Annotated in this window: 16 protein-coding genes; 2 read left to right on the forward strand and 14 right to left on the reverse strand. The window is 35.2% G+C overall.

Annotation, left to right across the window (positions count from 1 at the left end):
• Nucleotides 1-34: 34 nt before the first annotated feature.
• From BUA98_RS14315 to BUA98_RS14370, 12 genes are all read right to left on the reverse strand, one after another.
• On the reverse strand, nucleotides 35-2,305 hold the full coding sequence (locus tag BUA98_RS14315; RefSeq protein WP_072973629.1) for a glycosyltransferase: 2,271 nt from the start codon (nucleotides 2,303-2,305) through the stop codon (nucleotides 35-37).
• On the reverse strand, nucleotides 2,286-3,365 hold the full coding sequence (locus BUA98_RS14320; protein WP_072973631.1) for a glycoside hydrolase family 130 protein: 1,080 nt from the start codon (nucleotides 3,363-3,365) through the stop codon (nucleotides 2,286-2,288). The genes BUA98_RS14315 and BUA98_RS14320 overlap by 20 nt, the downstream gene beginning before the upstream one ends.
• A 313-nt stretch (nucleotides 3,366-3,678) precedes the next feature.
• Nucleotides 3,679-4,146: a DUF1440 domain-containing protein gene (locus BUA98_RS14325; protein WP_072973633.1), complete on the reverse strand. Its 468-nt coding sequence runs from the start codon at nucleotides 4,144-4,146 to the stop codon at nucleotides 3,679-3,681.
• A gap of 37 nt (nucleotides 4,147-4,183) precedes the next feature.
• Nucleotides 4,184-4,693: a DinB family protein gene (locus BUA98_RS14330; protein ID WP_072973635.1), complete on the reverse strand. Its 510-nt coding sequence runs from the start codon at nucleotides 4,691-4,693 to the stop codon at nucleotides 4,184-4,186.
• Between the two features lie 9 nt (nucleotides 4,694-4,702).
• Nucleotides 4,703-5,089, reverse strand: a complete 387-nt coding sequence (locus BUA98_RS14335; protein ID WP_072973637.1) for a VOC family protein — start codon at nucleotides 5,087-5,089, stop codon at nucleotides 4,703-4,705.
• A 291-nt stretch (nucleotides 5,090-5,380) separates the two neighbouring features.
• The gene (locus BUA98_RS14340; protein ID WP_072973639.1) at nucleotides 5,381-5,590 is read right to left on the reverse strand and encodes a hypothetical protein; all 210 of its coding nucleotides are present in this window, start codon (nucleotides 5,588-5,590) and stop codon (nucleotides 5,381-5,383) included.
• A 13-nt stretch (nucleotides 5,591-5,603) separates the two neighbouring features.
• Entirely contained in the window at nucleotides 5,604-5,984 is a 381-nt protein-coding gene (locus BUA98_RS14345) for a DoxX family protein (RefSeq protein WP_072973641.1), read from the reverse strand.
• 813 nt (nucleotides 5,985-6,797) lie between these two features.
• The gene (locus BUA98_RS14350; RefSeq protein WP_072974095.1) at nucleotides 6,798-8,216 is read right to left on the reverse strand and encodes a TolC family protein; all 1,419 of its coding nucleotides are present in this window, start codon (nucleotides 8,214-8,216) and stop codon (nucleotides 6,798-6,800) included.
• 130 nt (nucleotides 8,217-8,346) lie between these two features.
• Nucleotides 8,347-11,517 carry an efflux RND transporter permease subunit gene (locus BUA98_RS14355; protein WP_072973644.1) on the reverse strand — a complete coding sequence of 1,057 codons (3,171 nt, stop codon included), beginning with the start codon at nucleotides 11,515-11,517 and terminating at the stop codon, nucleotides 8,347-8,349.
• Between the two features lie 11 nt (nucleotides 11,518-11,528).
• On the reverse strand, nucleotides 11,529-12,671 hold the full coding sequence (locus tag BUA98_RS14360) for an efflux RND transporter periplasmic adaptor subunit (RefSeq protein WP_086065382.1): 1,143 nt from the start codon (nucleotides 12,669-12,671) through the stop codon (nucleotides 11,529-11,531).
• 263 nt (nucleotides 12,672-12,934) lie between these two features.
• The gene (locus tag BUA98_RS14365; RefSeq protein WP_026983299.1) at nucleotides 12,935-13,528 is read right to left on the reverse strand and encodes a TetR/AcrR family transcriptional regulator; all 594 of its coding nucleotides are present in this window, start codon (nucleotides 13,526-13,528) and stop codon (nucleotides 12,935-12,937) included.
• A gap of 590 nt (nucleotides 13,529-14,118) precedes the next feature.
• The gene (locus tag BUA98_RS14370) at nucleotides 14,119-15,045 is read right to left on the reverse strand and encodes a ketopantoate reductase family protein (RefSeq protein WP_072973648.1); all 927 of its coding nucleotides are present in this window, start codon (nucleotides 15,043-15,045) and stop codon (nucleotides 14,119-14,121) included.
• A gap of 98 nt (nucleotides 15,046-15,143) precedes the next feature.
• Here BUA98_RS14370 and BUA98_RS14375 point away from each other — a divergent pair, with 98 nt between their 5' ends.
• Nucleotides 15,144-15,980, forward strand: a complete 837-nt coding sequence (locus tag BUA98_RS14375) for a helix-turn-helix domain-containing protein (RefSeq protein WP_072973649.1) — start codon at nucleotides 15,144-15,146, stop codon at nucleotides 15,978-15,980.
• 36 nt (nucleotides 15,981-16,016) lie between these two features.
• Here the strand turns inward: BUA98_RS14375 and BUA98_RS22490 are convergent, their stop codons facing one another.
• On the reverse strand, nucleotides 16,017-16,937 hold the full coding sequence (locus tag BUA98_RS22490; RefSeq protein WP_072973651.1) for a bifunctional helix-turn-helix transcriptional regulator/GNAT family N-acetyltransferase: 921 nt from the start codon (nucleotides 16,935-16,937) through the stop codon (nucleotides 16,017-16,019).
• 365 nt (nucleotides 16,938-17,302) lie between these two features.
• Nucleotides 17,303-18,223 (reverse strand): SMP-30/gluconolactonase/LRE family protein, encoded by a 921-nt coding sequence (locus BUA98_RS14385; RefSeq protein WP_072973653.1) that lies wholly within the window; start codon nucleotides 18,221-18,223, stop codon nucleotides 17,303-17,305.
• A gap of 415 nt (nucleotides 18,224-18,638) precedes the next feature.
• Here BUA98_RS14385 and BUA98_RS14390 point away from each other — a divergent pair, with 415 nt between their 5' ends.
• Entirely contained in the window at nucleotides 18,639-19,652 is a 1,014-nt protein-coding gene (locus tag BUA98_RS14390) for a zinc-binding alcohol dehydrogenase family protein (protein WP_072973655.1), read from the forward strand.
• Nucleotides 19,653-19,699: the final 47 nt, after the last annotated feature.

Genomic DNA, 19,699 nt, shown 5'->3' on the forward strand with positions numbered 1-19,699 from the left:
AGCGTTTTGGCCAGTCTTATTATCGCTATTATATTTAAGAGTTAATTGCTACGCCTGAATTGGATTTCATCAATGGAATAACTTTGGTATCAGATGATTTCAGGTTTTCCATTATTAATCGGGATGTTAAATAACAAACTGTTGATTCTGCACCCTGATTTAAGTTTACGTTTTCTTTTTCAAGTCCGTCATAACCGCCACCGCTTACTGGATTGTACATAATTTGATTTAGGTGATTTTTTCCTAAAAACCAGTTAAAAGCCATCTTCATTTTATGTTTGTATTCTGGTGTTCCAAAAGCATCGTAAAACGAATTTAAGGTATGAATAGTGTAAGCAACATCAATTGGCTGTTCCCCGTATTCTTTTGGCTCTTCACCTTTGTGAAGCCATCCGTTGTTGGAAATAACTTTGAAACTTTTATTGATAAACATTTTCGACATTAGGAAGTCCAGTGAATCCATTGCTACTTTTTTGTAGATTGGTTTATTGGTTACTAAGTAAGCAAACAACATAGATTCCGGTAAAATTCCATTTCCGTATGTCATATAATTTTCAAACCACTTCCAATCGCTTGAAGCATGAATTTCATAGTTAGAAAGCAATTTTGCATTCAGTTTATTGATAATCGCCGCAACGTATAAATTTGGAACAGCAGTATGATACAAATAAAGCCCTTTTGTTGCAAAACCAATCGAACGTGGCGACTGAATGGTTTCTGCCCATTTTAAGGAATTCAATAAAACTTTTGAAGCTTTTTTAGAAATTGGTTCTGGTAAAATATCACTCATTGAAACTACAGTTCCCAGTGCCCATAAACCTCTTGCATTTGAATCTTCTAAATTAACCTCGGCATTTTGCTCAATATGTTCTCTATTTTCCTGATCGACATAATTGATAAAGTCACCTTTTGGTTTTTGACAACGCTCAATGAAATCCAAATAAATTAAAATATAGGCTAAATCTTCTTTGTCTTTTGTCAGTTTATAATGCATACACATAGCAATCAAAGCTCTGGCATTATCGTCTAAAGTATAACCTGATTCAAGATCCGGAATCGAGATTTTACTAAATTGGATGATTCCTAAATCTGTAGTTAATTTTTTGATGTGTTTTAACTGAATTGAAGGATAAGTGAATTTAATTTCATCTGTATTCTCCATTAAAGTTTTATACGTATTCATGTGCGTAATTGCTACATTTTCCCAAGATGAGGCACGCATTTTTGTAAACGCATTAATTCCCATCTCTTCTCTTAACTTATCGTCAGCAAGTAATTTTATTGTTTGCTCGGCAAATTGATTTACATCTCCGATATCAACTAAAATTCCACAGTCAGAAGTCAAAACTTCTAAAGTATGCGGGATTTTTGAAGCTACCATCGGACAAGCACAGCTCATTGCATAAGAGAAAGTGCCGCTTACCGCCTGATTTGGATCTTTTGAAGTAAACAAATAAACATCTGTTGCTTTCAGATAATCCAACAGTTCATTTGTGTCAAGATATTGATTTATAAAACGTACGTTGTCTTTTAGGTTTAAATCTTCTACAATTCCTTCCAGTTTATCGCGGTATGCATCAACACCATCCTTAATTAAATTTGGATGTGTTTTTCCGATTACTAAATACAAGACATTTGGTTCTTTTTCAATAATTTTTGGTAAAGCCTGAAGTCCGGTTTCAATGTTTTTTCCTTCACCCAAAAGTCCAAAAGTAGAAAGCACTTTTCTGTCCTGAAAACCGAATTTCTCTTTTGCCTGATGCGGCGCTTCGTATATCACAATGTGCGTTCCGTGTGGTACCAAGCTAATAATTTCGTCAGCTATATCGTAATCTCTCATCAAAATTTCTTTTGATTGATTGGTCATTACGAAAACAGAATTGCTGTAGCTCAACAATAATTTTACAAAGGTTTTCAATTCGTTATTCGGATTTTGAATAACAGAATGAAAAGTATAGGTAAGCGGTTTTTTAATTACGTTTAAAAAGTCTAACAAATAATCGCCATAATTTCCTCCAAACAAGCCAAATTCATGTTGAATGTGAACCAATTTTACCGATTTGTCATTATTGATTTGTTCGGCAACTTTAGCATATTCGGCTTTATCCTTTGTGTTTAAGGTAAACGCCTGCGTTGGTTTTGCTTTTGGTTCATTGACCAATTCACAAATTTCACAAGTTACTGATTTACCAAAAACATCTGTAATTCCTTTAATGGTATCCTGCGTATAAGTAGCTATTCCACATTGCGTTGGTGGAAACGTTGATAGAAAAACTATTTTCGATTTATTTGATATCGTTTTCATGGGGATTCTGTTTTAGTTCCGTTAATAAGTCGTTTAGGTTCAATGAAGCCACCGCAATCTTGTCATCGGCGGCACCGTAATAAATATATAAAAGGTCATCAAAAATGGCTGTTCCTGTTGGGAAAACCACATAATTTACATAACCGTGTCGTTCGTAATATTCTGCAGGTGTTATAATGGGTTTAGTCAATCGGCCTATAACTTTCTGTGGATTTTCAAGGTCTAATAATGCTGCAGAAGCATGATAAACCAATCCTTTTTCTCTTTTTTCTGCTGAGTGATAAATCACTAACCAGCCATCTTTGGTTTCGATAGGTGGAGCGCCCGGACCAATGTGACTTGTTTCATGATCGTATTCTGGTTCCATCACTATATGTTCTGGCAGATTTTTTAAATATTCTTTCCAATATTCTGGTGTCAAATCTTTCTTTTTTTCGAAAGTGAAAATTTGAATGGATGGAAATAAGCGATGTAAACCGACAAATTTCCCATTTATTTTCTTTGGAAAAAGCACTACATTTTTATCCCAAACCATTAAATGCTCTTTCATTGTAATTGTTAACGGATAATTTCTAGCGGTGTTAACGGCCAATATTTTTGCAACACCTGGATTTTGTAAATGATCCTGGATCAGATTACTGAAATCATGCAAGATGAACTTAGGCGTAATAATTCCTTTCTTTTTAAATTTTGTCAAATCCTTTGAAGTCGCCAAAGCGCCACTTGTATTTATACCATCATAGGTAACATAAGTCATATAAAAAGTATCATCAATTTTTGTGATACGCGGATCTTCGACACCGTGAATTTCATAAATGTATTCCGGTTCAAAAATAGGTTCAGCATGTCTTTCAACTAAAGTTGTCGGGCCTTCGAATCGACAATAACCAATGGTCGAAAAATTCCCTTTTTTAGCAGCTCTATAAAACATGTGTACTGTATTCCCATCTTGGTAGACCGCCGGATTTAAAACTCCTAGTTCTTCAAAAGCACGATCTGTTTTTTCTAAAATTACACCGTGTTTTGTAGCGATAAAGGTTTCCGTTGCTGCTAATTCCATATGTTTCCATTTTGTGAGATAAAATTACTTTACGAATAGAGGCATAATTGATCCAATCGATCAAAAAATTGACTCAAAAGGATAGATATGGGAATTATGTAATAAGAAGAGGGGGATTATAAAATTAATGTAAAAAACTGATTAATAATAGATTGTGATAAGAAATTAATGTTAATATTCAGCCGTTTTAAGCTATTCATAAAAAAAGCGAAACCAGATTATTAGTTTCGCTTTTTTTAGTCTAAAAATTTTTATTTATGTAAGTTTTAAGCTTCAGATTTCAAGTTTCAGGCTGAACGCGACTGAAAAACTTCTAACGGTGGAAAGAATAGTGCTTCTTTGTAATAAAGGCAATTGGAATTCCAATGCAAAAAATTAAAATCAAAATAGATAGAATCAAAGGGAAATCCAGATGTTTTTCCGGAAGGACTGGAAATACTGTTGGCAAGACTACCAGGTTCATAATGATCCAGACAAAAATTCCATATAGAATGCCCGATAATAAAGTATTTTTTTTAATAAAGATGAAATACGGATAAATGGTGAAGTAGAACCACGCAAAAGTCAGAGCAATAAAATAATGTAACAATAAACCATACAAAGCCATTTGCGAACCACCGGAATAGGCATCTTTTTTAAATAGTCCCGAAGCAATAGACTGCAGGATTTTAATGGCCGTTGTTTTTTGCAGGATAAAGGCATAAACTGTAATAGCAGCAAGCATATCAAGTGTGCCGGCAATTAGACCAGATAAAAAGATTGTTCCGCTTTTTGATTTCATATAATGGTTATGTGGTTTGGTTTGGAAAGTTTTTGCTTTATACTTTGTTCACTATTTCATAAATTTCATTCAATTGATGGGTATGTCTTTCTGTATGAATAAGCGTGAAAGAAATCCATTCCAGAATTGTAAAATTTTCAAATCCTGGAAGTTGAAAATCAAGACAAGTCAATGTGAGATCATGGATTGCTGATAATGTCAACAAATCAGCTTCTCTATTGAGTAGTTCTAAAGTTTGTTTCTCTTTGTCATAATCGATGATTTCCGGTAGTAGAAAATCCGGAGATTCCATTTTTATATCGTAGTTCAAGAATAGCGCTTTCAGATCTTTGATGTATAAGTCAGGTTCTCTATTCGTTTTCTCTGTTTTCCCCAGAAATAAGGCAGCATAACCAGAACTGGCCTTTAGAATATGTTGCGTGGTTTGTCCGGCTGTCCAGCTTCCTTCAAAGGGAACCGTATTTAGGGCAGTTTCAGAAAACTTAGAATGGATTTCGCTTAAATTTTTGAATGTTTCGACAATGTTGGTTTGAAGAGTTGTTTTCATCTTTTTGATTTAAATTGTGAATTCATTTACTGAGGTGATCCACCAGACATTTCCGAAAGGATCTGTTACGCCGCAAGTTCGGCCATATTCCTGATCGCTTAATCCCATTAATTCTGTTGCGCCTTCTTCCAGTGCTTTTTTAAAACTTTCATCGGCATTGGGTACATACACAAATAAATTTGCCGTTTGCGGTTTCCAGTCACTGGTCGTGTCGGCAAACATAATAGTACTTCCGTGGATGTTGATTTCAGCATGTAAGGCAGTTCCGTCGTCACGCAATTGAGGCGCGTGCAAAACAGTGGCATTAAAAACGTTTTTTGTGAAGTCGATAAACTTTAATGCACCATCTAAAATTAAATACGGCATTATGGTTTGATGATTTTTGGGAATATTCATTTGGTATGATTTGATGATTAGTGATTACCCAAATTTACAATTTTAAATTAAATAATTAAAAACCAAATGATTATGTTTTGTTGTGTTAAATGTAAAACTTAGAAAAATATCCAAACACATAGAAACATAGATTTAATTTTTTAAAAAAAGAGAATAAAAAGAAACTAGTTTCTAACACATAGTCCCGAAGCATCGGGATGTCTTTAAACTAGTGAAACGACTTTTTAAGATTCCTAAAAGCTATGTCCCTATGTGTTAAAATAATTTACAATCAAACGATTATGTCTTTTGTCACAAAAGCACTTCGCAATGAAATCCGTACGAATCAAGAAGTTCAATGATTTTATTATGTGAAATGGAAGCGCCATGAATGCGAAGGATTTTATCACAATCTTCCAAATCAAAATTGATAGCACTACTTGGAAAATGCTCAAGGAGTTTCCCCACAATCAAAATAGATTGCTCGACTTCCTGAACATTTGTTTTAAAAACTTCTATCATCGTAGTAAAAAGTTTATAACGCAATATTTTTATAGCGTTCGATTTTATGATAATAATGATAAGATATAGCCAGAATCACTAAAAAGATTAGTGGAAAGAAAGATTGAAAATTAATTCCGTCAACTGCAAAATGACTTATCGAAGCAAATATAAAATCGAATCCAAATCCGGCATAAGCCCATTCTTTTACATTCTTAGGAATTGATGGAATTACCAGAATTAAAACGCCTAATATTTTAAATACAACTAAAGCATTTCCAAAATATTCAGGATAGCCTAAATGTCTGATTCCTTCTTTGGCCAGTTCAGATTGAGAAGTCAAAGCCGGCATTACGCCCTCAAACAGGAAAATAATAGTCGTAGTAATCCAGAAAATAATCTTTGCTTTTTTCATGTGGTTTTTGTTTAAATAGTTATTAGTTAATTATTTACACAAATCTACTAATGTTATTTTTTTTACTGAATAGTTATTTACGACTATTTTAGGGGCATTTGAGACAGATTGAAGGATTTTAGAATTTAGAAGCAAGAAGCAAGAGGCAAGAGAATGGAATATAGAAAATAGAATATAGATTAAAGATGCACGAGGCAAGAAGCAAGAGACAAGAGAATAGAATATAGAGAATAGATTAAAGAAGCAAGAAGCAAGAAGCAAGAAGAAAGAAATCTGCTAAATCTGCAGAATCTGCGAGAGACTTTATCCACAAAGTATCCGCAATACTTGTCATCCCGAGGAACGAGGGATCCCCGCAAGAAACTCCACAATCAAAATCGCGAATCTTTGTCGAGCTACTCGCGGGGATCCCTCGTTCCTCGGGATGACAAAATGACGATAAATCTATGAGAGTAACAAATATAATTAAATAAAAATCCGTGACAATCCATTCAAATCCGCGTCATCCGTGTGCCATTTTCAACACAATCAAAATCGCCAATCTTTGACGAGCTACTAGTGTGACCCTTCGTTCCTCAGGGTGACAAAAATGCGGATAGAAAAATCCATAAAAAATAAAAATCCGCGACAATCCGCCAAAACCCGCGTCATCCGTGTGCCATTTTCAACACAATCAAAATCGCCAATCTTTGTCGAATCAGAGCCATCCGTTCAAAAACTTCGTGCCTTAGCGCCTTCGTGGCAAAACAACAAAAAAACGCTGCAAAACCGAAGTCTCACAGCGTCATCTCAAATAAATAATTAAAACGGGTATTATCTCCAACCACCGCCCAATGCACGATATAACTCGGTATTGGCAGAAAGTTGTGCTCTTTTTATATCAGCTAATTCCAATTCGCTTTGCAATAAAGTTGCTTGTGCAGTTAGAACTTCAAGGTATTCTGCCATTCCGTTTTTGAATAACAGATTGGCATTTTTAATCGCTTGTTGTAACGTTTTTACACGTTCTTGCAAGAAAGCTTCCTGTTGTTGTAATTTTTCAACAGCAACCAAAGCATCGGCAACTTCACTAACAGCTACCAAAACAGACTGTCTGAAATTGATAACGGCTTTTTCTCTTTCAACAACAGCAATATTATATTGTGTTTTTACTCTTTTATTATTCAATAAGGGCTGAGTTAAACCTCCGGCAACAGTACCGAATAATGAAGCCGGAATAGTAAACCAGTTGCTGGCTTCAAACGAATTTACTCCGCCTTGCGCTGTAATTCTCAAAGCTGGATAGAAATCGGCTTTTGTGATTCCGACATTCGCATTCGCAACTTTTAAAGCTAATTCAGCACTTTTCACATCTGGTCTTCTGCTTACTAATGAAGATGGAATTCCGACAGCGGCATTGTTTTTCACAGCAATAGTGCTCAAACGAATGGTTCTTTCTTTTGAATCCGGAAAAGATCCTGTCAAGACACTCAAAGCATTTTCCTGAATGGCAATGTTTTGTTCCAATAACGGAATCAGTTGCGCTGAGTTTAATTTCTGCGCTTCAGATTGTTGAATTGCTAATGAAGTAACTTGCCCTGCGTCATATTTTAATTTAATGATACTGGTTGTACTGTCATTCAGTTTCAGGGTTTGTTTGGCAATTTCCAATTGTGCATCCAACATTAAAAGATTATAATATCCTTTAGAAACATCGGCAACAATAGTGGTTTGCAACGCTTTTTTCACCTCTTCAGATTGAAGATATTCAGCATATGCGCCTTTTTTCTGATTTTTGATTTTACCCCAAATATCAGCTTCCCATGAAAGTGTTGCTCCGGCGGTGAAATCATTAATGTGGTTTTGACCTAAAGCCTGACCCAAATTTTTCCCCGTAAAACTATTGTCTGACGGATTGCTGGTACTGGCATTAACACCTAAATTCACCTGAGGAACATTATTCCATTTTGATTGGGTAAATCGGTATTGCGCGATTTCGATGTTTTTAGTAGCGATTTGTAAATCGTTATTTCTGATCACTGCCTCATCGATTAGCTTGATAATATCTTTTTCTGTAAAGAAGTTTTTCCACTCCAAATCGGCGATACTGGTTGTATCTTTTGAAACCGATGCATTCCTGAAATTTTCAGGAAGTGCATCTTTTGGAGTTTCAATATCCTTCGAAACAGAACAGGATATCAATGTGGTGATCAAAATAGCGACCATCACGATTTTGGTTATATACTTTTTCATTTTATATTTTGTCATTAAATTTCTGTACAAGTATCTTTTTTAGTTTCAAGATCTTTTGAGATTCTGTACGATATATAGCCGATGCCAAATATAATGGCCACCAGAATTGTCGTTATATAATTTTCCATATTTATTTTTCTTCTTCTTCGTTATGAACTACTGCTACCGGTTTTCCGGTAACTTTTTCTTGTAAATGTTGGAATACGATGAATAATACCGGGATGATCAACAACCCTAGAATTACTCCTGAAATCATACCCCCGGCGGCACCAATACTAATAGAGTGGTTCCCTTGTGCTGATGGTCCTTTGGCACTCATCATCGGAATTAATCCTACTACGAAAGCCAGTGACGTCATGATAATTGGACGTAAACGTAATTTGGCTGCGTCTATAGAAGCTTTAACCAAAGCCTGTCCGGATTTTCGTTTCTGGACGGCGAACTCGACAATCAGAATCGCATTCTTGGCGAGCAATCCAATTAACATTACCAAGGCAACTTGTACATAAATGTTATTTTCAATTCCTGTTAAACCAATCGCTACGAATACTCCAAAAATTCCTGCAGGTATAGATAAGATTACTGCTAAAGGCAAAATGTAACTTTCATACTGTGCAGCAAGTAAGAAATAGATGAATATCAAACACAGTAAGAAAATAGTTGCCGATTGACCTCCGGAAGAAATTTCTTCACGAGTTTGTCCTGACCATTCATAACTATATCCTGCAGGTAATTGTTGAGCTGCTACTTCTTCAATTGCTTTAATGGCATCTCCGGAACTAAATCCTGGTTTCGGAATCGCATTAATCGAAATCGAATTAAACAAGTTGTATCTCGAAGCGGTTTCAGAACCATAAATACGGCTTAGTTTTACTAAAGTATTTATCGGAACCATTTCGCCATTTTTGTTTTTCACAAAAACTCTGTCAATTGCTGACGGATCTGCTCTGTCGGCAATATCAGCCTGAACTACAACTCTGTAATATTTACCAAATCTATTGAAGTCAGAAGCTTGCGCACTACCAAAATAAGCCTGCATTGTTTGAAGGATATCTTTTACTTTAACACCTAACTGATCTGCTTTTTCGTCGTTGATATCCAATTGTAATTGAGGATAATCGGCTTTGAAAGAGGTAAAGGCTACAGCAATTTCAGGGCGTTTCATTACTTCACCAATAAAGTTTTGTGAGATTCCACTAAACTTATCCAGTTTACCTCCGGTTTTATCCTGAAGCACTAAATCCAATGCCTCAACGTTACTAAATCCGGGTACAGTTGGGAAACTAAATACGAAGAAGCTTCCTCCAGAAATCGCACCCAATTGGCCACGAACCTGATTCATGATTTCGTCAATATTTTTAACCTCGCCACGTTCTTCGTTTGGTTTAAGCAATACGAATACTACTGCTGATGAAGGGCTTGTAGAATTCGTCAATAAGTTGAAACCAGAAATAGCAGTTACAAATCGTGATGCATCCAATTTTTTCAAAGTGTTTTCTGCTTCTGTCATTACTTTCTGAGTTCCGTCTAAAGAGGTTCCAGAAGGCGTATTAACAGCAATCGCGATAAAACCTTGATCTTCAGTTGGGATAAATCCTGCAGGAGTAGTTTTAACCATTACAATCGTAGCGAAAGTAATTAAAGCCAATCCACCTAAACTAACCCATTTGTTGCGAATTAAGAATTTTAATCCACCAACATAACGGTTGGTTAATGATTCAAAACTATTGTTGAATCCAGTAAAGAATTTCTCTTTAAATCCTTGTTTTTTGTATGGCGCATCTCCTTCGTGTGCAGCGTGATTATCTTTTAAGAATAAAGCGGCAAGGGCAGGGGATAATGTCAAAGCATTTACGGCTGAAATTACAATTGCAATCGCCATCGTAAAGGCAAACTGACGATAGAAAACCCCGGTTGAACCTTCCATAAAACCGACCGGCAGGAATACAGCAGCCATTACCAGCGTAATCGAGATAATAGCACCCGTTATTTCGTGCATTGCTTCATGTGTGGCTACTTTTGGAGACAGATGTTTGTGCTCCATTTTCGCATGCACGGCTTCGACGACGACAATCGCATCATCCACCACAATACCAATCGCCAGAATTAAAGCGAAAAGCGTTAAAAGGTTGATCGAAAAGCCGAATAACTGCATGAAGAAGAACGTTCCTAAAATTGCTACAGGTACAGCAATGGCCGGAATTAATGTTGATCTGAAATCCTGTAAGAAGATGAAAACTACTATAAATACCAGTATAAAAGCTTCAATCAAAGTATGTTCAACCTGTTCGATAGATTGGTCAAGAGATACTTTTGTACTGTAGAAAATATTGTGTTTTATTCCTTGTGGGAAATCTTTTGAGGCTTTCACCATCAATTTATTAATCGCAATCTGAATTTCGTTTGAGTTAGAACCTGCCAACTGAATAACTCCAATTACAACTCCTTTTTTACCGTTCAAACGAGTTAAACTGTTATAAGAGTAAGCACCAAGCTCTACTCTGGCAACATCTTTTAAGCGAAGGATAGAACCATCTGCATTCGAACGAATGGCAATGTTTTGATAATCCTCCGGTTTAGTAAGTTTCCCTTTGTATTTAATTACGTATTCAAAAACTTCTTTACTTCTTTCTCCAAATTTACCCGGAGCAGCCTCTAAACTTTTGTCCTGAATCGCTGCCATAACTTCATTTGGCGTAACATTGTAAGTTGACATTTGAGTTGGGTTCAGCCAAACTCTCATCGAATAATCTTTAACTCCACCAAAAATACTGGCAGAACCTACACCCGGAATACGTTTAATCTCCGGAATAATATTAATTTGAGCGTAGTTGGCAACAAAAGTCTGATCGTATTTCGATTCATCTTCTGTGTACATACCAATCGCCATGATGAAACTGTTTTGTTGTTTCGCGGTAATTACACCTTGCTGGACAACCTCTGCAGGCAACTGACTCGTTGCCTGAGCAACTCTGTTCTGAACGTTAACTGCAGCCTGATCGGCATCTGTACCTAATTTAAAGAAAACAGTAATCGCTAGTGTACCATCGTTACTCGCTGTTGAACTCATGTACGTCATGTTTTCAACACCATTTATAGATTCTTCCAGAGAGGGCGCAACCGAACGTAAAACCGTTTCGGCATTTGCTCCCGGATAAACCGCCGTAACCAAAACCGAGGGAGGCGCAATATCAGGAAACTGTTGTAAAGGCAATTTTGTAAGTCCAAGTACACCCAGGATCACCAATAAAATGGAGATTACGGTTGCCAGTACAGGTCTTTGTATAAATATTTTGAACATTGTCGTAAAAATTATTTTTTGTTAATTATTTGGGCAACTTCAGAAGTCGATTTTTGAGGTTGGATCACTTGTCCTTCCTGAAGTTTGTCGATTCCGCTTAAAACAATTTGGTCGCCAGATTTTACACCTTCGCCAATAAGATAATTAGTTCCGCTTTTACCGATAATCGTGATAGGCATTTTGTTTACTTTATTTCCTTTGTTCAGGGTGTAAACAAACACTTTATCCTGCATCTCGATAGTAGCCGATTGTGGTACCAGAATCGCATCGTCGTGATTGATTCCTAAACGAATTTTTCCTGTGTTTCCAGAACGTAAAGTTCCGTTTGCATTTGGGAAAGTGGCTCTTAAAGTAATTGCACCGGTGTTTTTATCAAATTGACCATCAACCATATCAATTTTTCCTGATTGTGCATAAGCATTATTATCAGCCAAAATCAAAGTTACAGGAGGTAATTTTTTGATTTTATCACCCAATGTATTTCCAGCATATTGTGTTTTAAATTTGATGAAATCAGTTTCACCAAGAGAGAAGTAAACAAAAACTTCGTGTACATCTGAAAGTTTGGTTAACGGTTCAATATCAGTAGCCGAAACTAAACTTCCTTGTTTTTTAGGCAATCTTCCAATGTAACCACTAACAGGGGCTGTCACATTAGTATATCCTAAATTAATTCTTGCCGATGCTACCATTGCTCTTGCTTGCTCAATATTTGCAGCAGCAATTTTTTGAGAAGCTTTGGCTGTTTTTAATTGATAATCAGAAACTACTTTGTTTTGAACTAAGGGAGTTAATTTATCAACTTCTAACTGAGCGTTAATTAAAGCCGCTTCAGAAGCGTGAAGGCTGGCCAAAGCATTGTTTAATTGCTCACGGAAAGGGCGTTCGTTTATTTTGAATAAAGTTTGACCTTTATTTACATAAGCACCTTCGTCTACTAAAACGCGATCAAGGTTTCCACTTACTTGTGGACGAATCTCTACGTCTACAGTTCCTTGTATCGAAGCTGGATATTCAGCATCCGTAACAGCATCAGAGTTTTGAATCGCTAAAACTGGCAGGAGTGGAGCTGCCGGAGCAGGAGCCTGCGCTTTATCTGCACAACTGCTTAGTACAAGTGCCAGAATAAAACTGGTTATAATTACATTTTTCATTTTCATATTGGTTTTAATTTGTTGGACATTCATTTGAGTTAAAATCTTTTGTATTATGGTATTCCCGGTATTCATATTTAATTGAATTAAATTATCTAACGATGTTAAGTTAAAAGGCGCAAAATTCCGTATAGTGAGCCCATTGCGATTCCTTAAGAAATCGGTATTAAATTATTTATCACTGTTAAGTAAATAGTAAAAAAAGGTTACTATATTACGCTAATTAAATTTTCTAACACTGTTAAGTGGAATGGAAAATTTTTTTACTGTATTGATTTGATGATACCACCAATCGCATCTTTCAGAATTTGATTGTTGATCGTTTCCATTACTTCGCTTTTGTTAATGATGTTAATCGCAATTAAACCGTGAATAACAGAAAAGAAAGTAAAATATTTTTGTTTGATAACTTCAGGGCCCGGATTACTGTTTTTCATTATTTCAGCAATCACCGCAGTGAACAATTTATAAGGTGCTTCTGCAGCCGAACATTGTTGGGAACAACAATTCATTTGCACACCAAACATAACCTGATACATTTCAGTATCTGTAAAGGCAAAATCCCAATACGCCATCCACATGGCTTCTAATTGGTCTTCCGGTTTATCAAATTTAGCTCTGGCGTTTTGCAGCTCTTTCGATAATTTAATAAAACCTTTACCGGTTAATTCCGTTAAAATAGCTTCTTTGTTCGAGAAGTATTCGTAGATAATGGGAGCAGTATATTCAATTTTGTCAGCAATCTTTCGCATACTCAGACCTTGCCATCCTTCTTCTTTGACGATAGCATAAGCAGCTTCAAGAATGTTATTTCTTGTCTCTTCTTTTTGTCTTAATATACGATCTTTACTTGCCATTTTGATGAGTATTAAATAATCTAACACTGTTAGGCAAATGTAATACCGATTTTCTGATTATAATATAAATTCGTTATAATTTTTTCTTATCACGAGATAGACGCTGAAAAATAAGGCTTTCCCAAGGTTTTTAATTGTAAAATATTTTGTTTTTAATGAAATTAGAATTCTTTTTTAACATTTTTTAAGATTTACTAATTGCACAAAACGTCGTCAAAAGTAAAAAGGAGAAATAATTTGATTTAAACCTTATAAATTTTCAGGAGCAGATATTTCAATTTTCATAATACGTTTATTCCCGCTATCCACTATATTCCCGATTAACAAAAACTACGGCTAAAAAGCCTTGTTTTTCTAAATCGGGAGATACCGCTTCTATCGGGGCTAGACGAGAGGTTTAATTTTCATAAGACGATAATCAAAAAATGCAAAAACCATACGGGACTGGACTAAAGTCCAGCTCTACAATATTTGTGACTCCTCCGGAGTTTTTAAACTCCCTTGTATAAATGATTAAAAGATTTTAAAAGAGCCAGAGGCTCTAAAAATATTGTAGGGCTGGACTTCAGTCCAGTTTAGATATATATTTATTATAAACGATACAAAGTCTTTATTTTATCATTTACATCATTATAAAAAGGAGTTTCAATTCCGTGTTTTTTGGCGTTTTCAATAACATAATCAACCAAAAATTGTTTTTCAGTTTTATTGTTGTTTTCAAAATCCAATTGCAAAGACGACTTCGATTGAAAAGGAAATTTGGTCAATAAATCCTTAGCGGTTTCAATGTCTTTGTTAGTCAGAATAATATTGTTTTTCAGCGCAAGAGATTGAATCTCAATCATCATGTTTTCCAGAATATGCATTAAGTTTTGCTCTTCCAAAAGCTGACCAAAACTAACTTTATAGGCAGAAGTTATAGCTGCAACCGGTGCAACGAATAAATATTTCTTCCAAAGTGTTTCGTTAATATTTTCCAGATAGGTAATATCCAAACCTCCAGCTAATAATAAATCGATCAAAGCTTTATTCTCTTTTCCACCAACAAAAATCTTTCCTGGTCCGCCAACATGCTGTACATGTCCTGGCTTCTTTACATTCGAAGCAACATAAATACAACCTTCCATAATTTGACCAGCCAGCGGTAAAGTCTCACGGATAATTTCTTCGGCATTTACTACGTTTTGCAACGTGATTATAGCAGTGTCAGCATTGATACAATCTTTATAAGAAGACAGCACCTCTTTTATAGAATAAGATTTCGAAGTAAGAATCAAAACATCCAAAATCCCTATTTCTGCCGGATTATCAGATACTAAATCAGGAAATATGGTTTCTGCTTCGCCTTTAGATTCAAACAGTAAACCTTTATTTTGAATATTGTTTTTGGTTTCGCCTCTGCAAATAAAAATGATTTTAGTCGTACTGTCTTTGTATTTCTTTGCTAGCGGAGCACCAACAAATCCGCCGATTCCACCAATTCCAAGAATTCCTATTTTTATTGTTTCTGAGTTCATGTTGTCGTTTAAGGTTTTAATTATCGATGCAAAGTAAATGCGTTCGGTTTTATTATTTGATGTAATAATATAGGTTATATTTGTAAAAATTAAGGATTATGAAAGACACGTTTTTTATTTACAAGGATTTCGAAATTTATTCTGTCGAAGAATTAACGTGGAAAAAAGAAGTCCACCGACACAATTTTTTCGAATTACTTTATATTGAATACGGAACAGGAAATCACATCCTAAATTCAATTCCTCACCATTATAAGGAGCAGGATATTTATTTGCTTACGCCAAAAGATTATCATTCGTTCAAAACCTTAAAACCAACAAAGTTTCATTGCCTTCGTTTCTTGCCTAATTTCTTTTCAAACAAAAAGGAAATCGAAGAGATCGAAAAATTGTTTTATTACCACAATCAGACCAATGGAAATTTAATTTTCCTTGAAGATGATAAAGCGTTCTGCGAAACACTTATTGTAAAAATATTAGACGAAGTGGCGCAACCAAAAGGGCAAAATGAATTGATAATTAAAAGTTTAATGATGGCTCTGATTCAGATTATTCGCCGAAATGCCATTTTAAATGAAAACAATCTAAACTTACAAACAACTGAAATACTAAAGATTGACACGATTTTAAGTTACATCAGGTCGAATATTGCGAATCCGCATTTATTGAAGAAAAAAGAAATGGCCAGTCATTTTAATGTCTCGATCCATTACATTGGCGAGTATTTTAAGAACCATTTAAATATTACTTTACGAGATTATATTGTACAAACCAAGCTTAAAGTGGTAACCGAAAAATTGAGCAAAAGCAACTTAACTTTTTCAGAAATTAGTAACGATTTAGGTTTTATTGATAGCAGTCATTTTAATAAATTCATGATGAAAAGCACCGGAATCTCTCCGTCCGAATTTAAAAAATCATTAAGCATTTCTTAGCAGCTTTAATTTCTGCTAAGAAATGCCGTTCTATTTTTATTTAACCAAATCCATTTCGACATGCTCAATTCCGGCGTCGAGGAAATAATTATTGGTTTGCTTAAATCCGTTTTTAATATAAAACGGACTAGCATTAACCTGAGCATAAAGATAAATTTTCTTTTCCTGGCTTAAATCTTCCACAATTTTCTTCAGAATCGCTTCTCCTACTTTCTTACCGCGATATGAACTCAAAACTGCAATACGTTCAATTTTTGCTCCTTTCTCCATTATTCTGTAGCGCGCCGCTCCGGCAGGTAAACCATTCACGGTCGCCAGATAATGAATCGCCTCAGCATCATCCATCGATTCGCGTTCCTGCGATACATTTTGTTCTTCAACAAAAACTTGTCTTCTAATAGCAAATGCGATCGATTCTAATTTAGGATCTTCAATTTTTTCTACTTTAATATCGTTATCTACTGCTTTTGCAGGATTATTAAGGTTCATTTCTTTAATAGTTGTCATTCGGTCAAAAAGATTTTTAGTTTTTAAGTTTTGATTTACTTCGTTTATGGCTTTGTACAAATTATTTTCTGTGTCGGTCAATTCCACTAAAGCCTGCGTCATAACAGCCCACAACGGTTGTAGTTGTTGTATAAGTTCATTTGCTTTTTCCGTGAGCGTGATCAGGCGCTTTCTTTCGTCTTTAGTATCTTTAGCAGAACCAATCAGTTCCTTCTTTTCTAATTCCTTTAAAAGAGAAATTGTAGTAGGATGCGAGTACCCAATTTCCTGAGAAAGCTCCACCACACTAATGCCCTTTTTCTGCGAAAGCACATAAATAACCGGAAACCATTTGGGCTCAAAATCAATATTCTGACTTCTGTAAAACAGTTGTGCTTCTTTGCGCAAATTCTCCGTCAAACGCTGCAAAAGATTGCCTAATACCAATGATTTTGATTTTTCTAATACCATAACAAATAATTTGTACGCAAATTTACGTAGTTAACTACATATATTCAAAATCTAAAGAAAAATTTTAAGTTTTATTTATAAAATTTAGGATTTAATCTGGGTTTTAGCTTTTAGGAGCAGAGGAACGATGCTTTTAAGACGACTTGTCCCGCTATCCGCTATATTCCCGATTAACAAAAACTACGGCTAAAAAGCCTTGTTTTTCTAAATCGGTAGATACCGCTTCTATCGGGGCTAGGCTAGAGGTTTAGTTTTCATAAGATGCAATTAAAAAATGCAAATCATACGTTAGACTGGACTAAAGTCCAGCTCTACAATATCTGTCATTCCTTCGGAATTTTTAGAAATCAGAACGATTTCATTAATTATTTCATTCCCCGAACATTCATTTCCATCGTATAAACACTTTTACTGGCAGTAATAAACAATGTCTTACGTTTTTTTCCTCCAAAACAAACATTGGCTGTCCAAGGTTCAGGAACATCAATATGGGCTATTTTTTCTCCTTGTGGATTAAATATGGTAACGCCTTTTCCGGTTAAGTAAATGTTGCCGGCCTTATCTCTTGTCATTCCATCTGAACCTGATTCAGTAAACAGCGTTTTTTTGCCTAAAGAACCATCACTATTGATGGTATAAGAGTATGTTTTGCTGGCTCCTATATCCGCTACAAATAACATTTTTCCGTGCGAAGTTCCAATAATGCCATTGGGTTTTACAAGATCATTGGCGACGTTTGTAATTTTGGATTTATCCGGAGATAAATAGTAAACACATTCTTTTTCTATTTCTTTGGAGGTATGTTTCCAATAATCTCTCTTGTAAAAAGGATCTGTAAAATAGATACCGCCTTTTGGATCCACCCAAAGATCATTGGGACCATTCAGCCTTTTTCCTTCAAAGTCATTTACTAATACAGTATAATTTTTGTTTTGGTCTATTTTCCAAATTTCATTTTTTTCATCGGCGCAAGCCAAAAGATTACCTTCATGATCAAAATACAAACCGTTAGCTCGTCCCGCATTTTCCATAAAAACAGAAAGCTCACCATTAACCGACCATTTCATGATTCTGTTATTAGGCTGATCGGTAAAATAAATATTTCCTTTTTTATCTACGGCCGGTCCTTCTGTAAAGCTATATTGATCTGATAGCTTTGTGAGAACTGCGCCTTTTGCAATTAAGTTATGGTTTTTTTCTGATTTCTGAGGGTATATGAAATTTGTAAAAACAAAAGCAATAACAAATAGAAGGTGTGATTTTATTTTAAGTTGGAGTGGAGTCATATAGGTTGCTTTAAAAAAAATGAAAGGCTAATATACTATGATTTATATAGTTCTCAAGTTAATTTCTTTATGTTCATAAGTAAGATTCACTTGCTAGTATTGAGGATATTCTTTTTTAGGAGCGGAAGAGTTATTTTTTTAAGACGACCTGTCCCGCTATACGCTTGTATCTTTTATGGAGAACCCCTCCATAAAAGGATACCGCTTCTATCGGGGCTAAGAGAGAGGTTTAGTTTTTATAAGATGATAATCAAAAAAATGTAAACTACAGACTGTACTTCAATCCAGTTTAGGTTCAATATATTAATCAATCAAAAAAGATAAACATGTACCAATTCATAACGAATTTGTACAGTTCCCAAATCCTTCTTTGTGAGTATCTTTGTGTTATTAGTTTAAATCAAAAGATATAAAGATGAAAGCAATAGGATTTAAAACCTCATTACCAATAGATAAAGAAGATAGTTTCATTGAATTTGAAACACCAAAACCAATTCCGGGAGCACACGATTTATTAGTTAAGATTGAAGCCGTTTCTGTTAATCCGGTAGATTTTAAGATTCGCCAGAACAGTGCAAAAGAAACGGTTCTAGAAACCCCAAAAATTATAGGCTGGGATGCTGTTGGAATTGTAGAAGCCGTTGGTGATCAGGTTAGTTTGTTTAAAGTGGGAGACGAAGTTTATTATGCAGGCGATCTAACCAAACAAGGCAGTGATGCAGAATATCAAGTTGTTGACGAACGTATTGTGGGTAGAAAACCAAAATCTCTTTCTATAGAACAAGCTGCAGTAATGCCTTTAACCGGTTTAACAGCTTGGGAAATATTATTTGACCGAATTCGGATCAATCCGGAAAAAGACAAAGGCAAAACTATTTTAATCATTGGCGGAGCTGGTGGAGTAGGTTCAGTTGCGATTCAATTGGCCAAAAAATTTGCCGGATTAACCGTCATTGCTACAGCATCACGTCCTGAATCTATCGAATGGTGTAAACAACAAGGCGCCGACTTTGTAGTAAATCATAAAAATTTAGTTGAAGAAGTTCGCAATGCAGGTTTCCAACAAGTTGATTTTATTTTAGATTTTGTGGATGTCAACCAATATTGGAATGCATTTGTGGAACTGATAAAACCTCAGGGACATATTGGCTCCATTAGTGATCCTATCGAAAATGTAAATCTTCGTCAATTAAAAGGTAAAAGCGCCAGTTTTCACTGGGAATTGATGTTTACACGTTCCATGTTTCAAACAGAAGATATGATCGAACAGCATCATATTTTAAACGAATTAGCCAATTTATTAGATAATGGTACGATTCAGTCTACTTTAAAAACAACACTGGAAGGTTTAACAGTTTCCAATTTCAAAAAAGCGCACCAATTACTGGAATCAGGAACTACTATCGGAAAAATTGCAATTAAATTTTAAAGAAAATTAAAATACAAAAAACAGGCTAATACAGCTTGTTTTTTGTA

The sequence above is a fragment of the Flavobacterium saccharophilum genome, assembly GCF_900142735.1.
Lineage (GTDB): Bacteria > Bacteroidota > Bacteroidia > Flavobacteriales > Flavobacteriaceae > Flavobacterium > Flavobacterium saccharophilum.

Coding starts and splice junctions, on each gene's coding strand:
- BUA98_RS14385 (WP_072973653.1), bottom strand. CDS start 18,223: ATGACTCCACTCCAACTTAAAATAAAATCACACCTTCTATTTGTTATT.
- BUA98_RS14370 (WP_072973648.1), bottom strand. CDS start 15,045: ATGAACTCAGAAACAATAAAAATAGGAATTCTTGGAATTGGTGGAATC.
- BUA98_RS22490 (WP_072973651.1), bottom strand. CDS start 16,937: ATGGTATTAGAAAAATCAAAATCATTGGTATTAGGCAATCTTTTGCAG.
- BUA98_RS14315 (WP_072973629.1), bottom strand. CDS start 2,305: ATGAAAACGATATCAAATAAATCGAAAATAGTTTTTCTATCAACGTTT.
- BUA98_RS14345 (WP_072973641.1), bottom strand. CDS start 5,984: ATGAAAAAAGCAAAGATTATTTTCTGGATTACTACGACTATTATTTTC.
- BUA98_RS14390 (WP_072973655.1), top strand. CDS start 18,639: ATGAAAGCAATAGGATTTAAAACCTCATTACCAATAGATAAAGAAGAT.
- BUA98_RS14320 (WP_072973631.1), bottom strand. CDS start 3,365: ATGGAATTAGCAGCAACGGAAACCTTTATCGCTACAAAACACGGTGTA.
- BUA98_RS14340 (WP_072973639.1), bottom strand. CDS start 5,590: ATGATAGAAGTTTTTAAAACAAATGTTCAGGAAGTCGAGCAATCTATT.
- BUA98_RS14360 (WP_086065382.1), bottom strand. CDS start 12,671: ATGAAAAATGTAATTATAACCAGTTTTATTCTGGCACTTGTACTAAGC.
- BUA98_RS14330 (WP_072973635.1), bottom strand. CDS start 4,693: ATGAAAACAACTCTTCAAACCAACATTGTCGAAACATTCAAAAATTTA.
- BUA98_RS14355 (WP_072973644.1), bottom strand. CDS start 11,517: ATGTTCAAAATATTTATACAAAGACCTGTACTGGCAACCGTAATCTCC.
- BUA98_RS14325 (WP_072973633.1), bottom strand. CDS start 4,146: ATGAAATCAAAAAGCGGAACAATCTTTTTATCTGGTCTAATTGCCGGC.
- BUA98_RS14375 (WP_072973649.1), top strand. CDS start 15,144: ATGAAAGACACGTTTTTTATTTACAAGGATTTCGAAATTTATTCTGTC.
- BUA98_RS14350 (WP_072974095.1), bottom strand. CDS start 8,216: ATGAAAAAGTATATAACCAAAATCGTGATGGTCGCTATTTTGATCACC.
- BUA98_RS14365 (WP_026983299.1), bottom strand. CDS start 13,528: ATGGCAAGTAAAGATCGTATATTAAGACAAAAAGAAGAGACAAGAAAT.
- BUA98_RS14335 (WP_072973637.1), bottom strand. CDS start 5,089: ATGAATATTCCCAAAAATCATCAAACCATAATGCCGTATTTAATTTTA.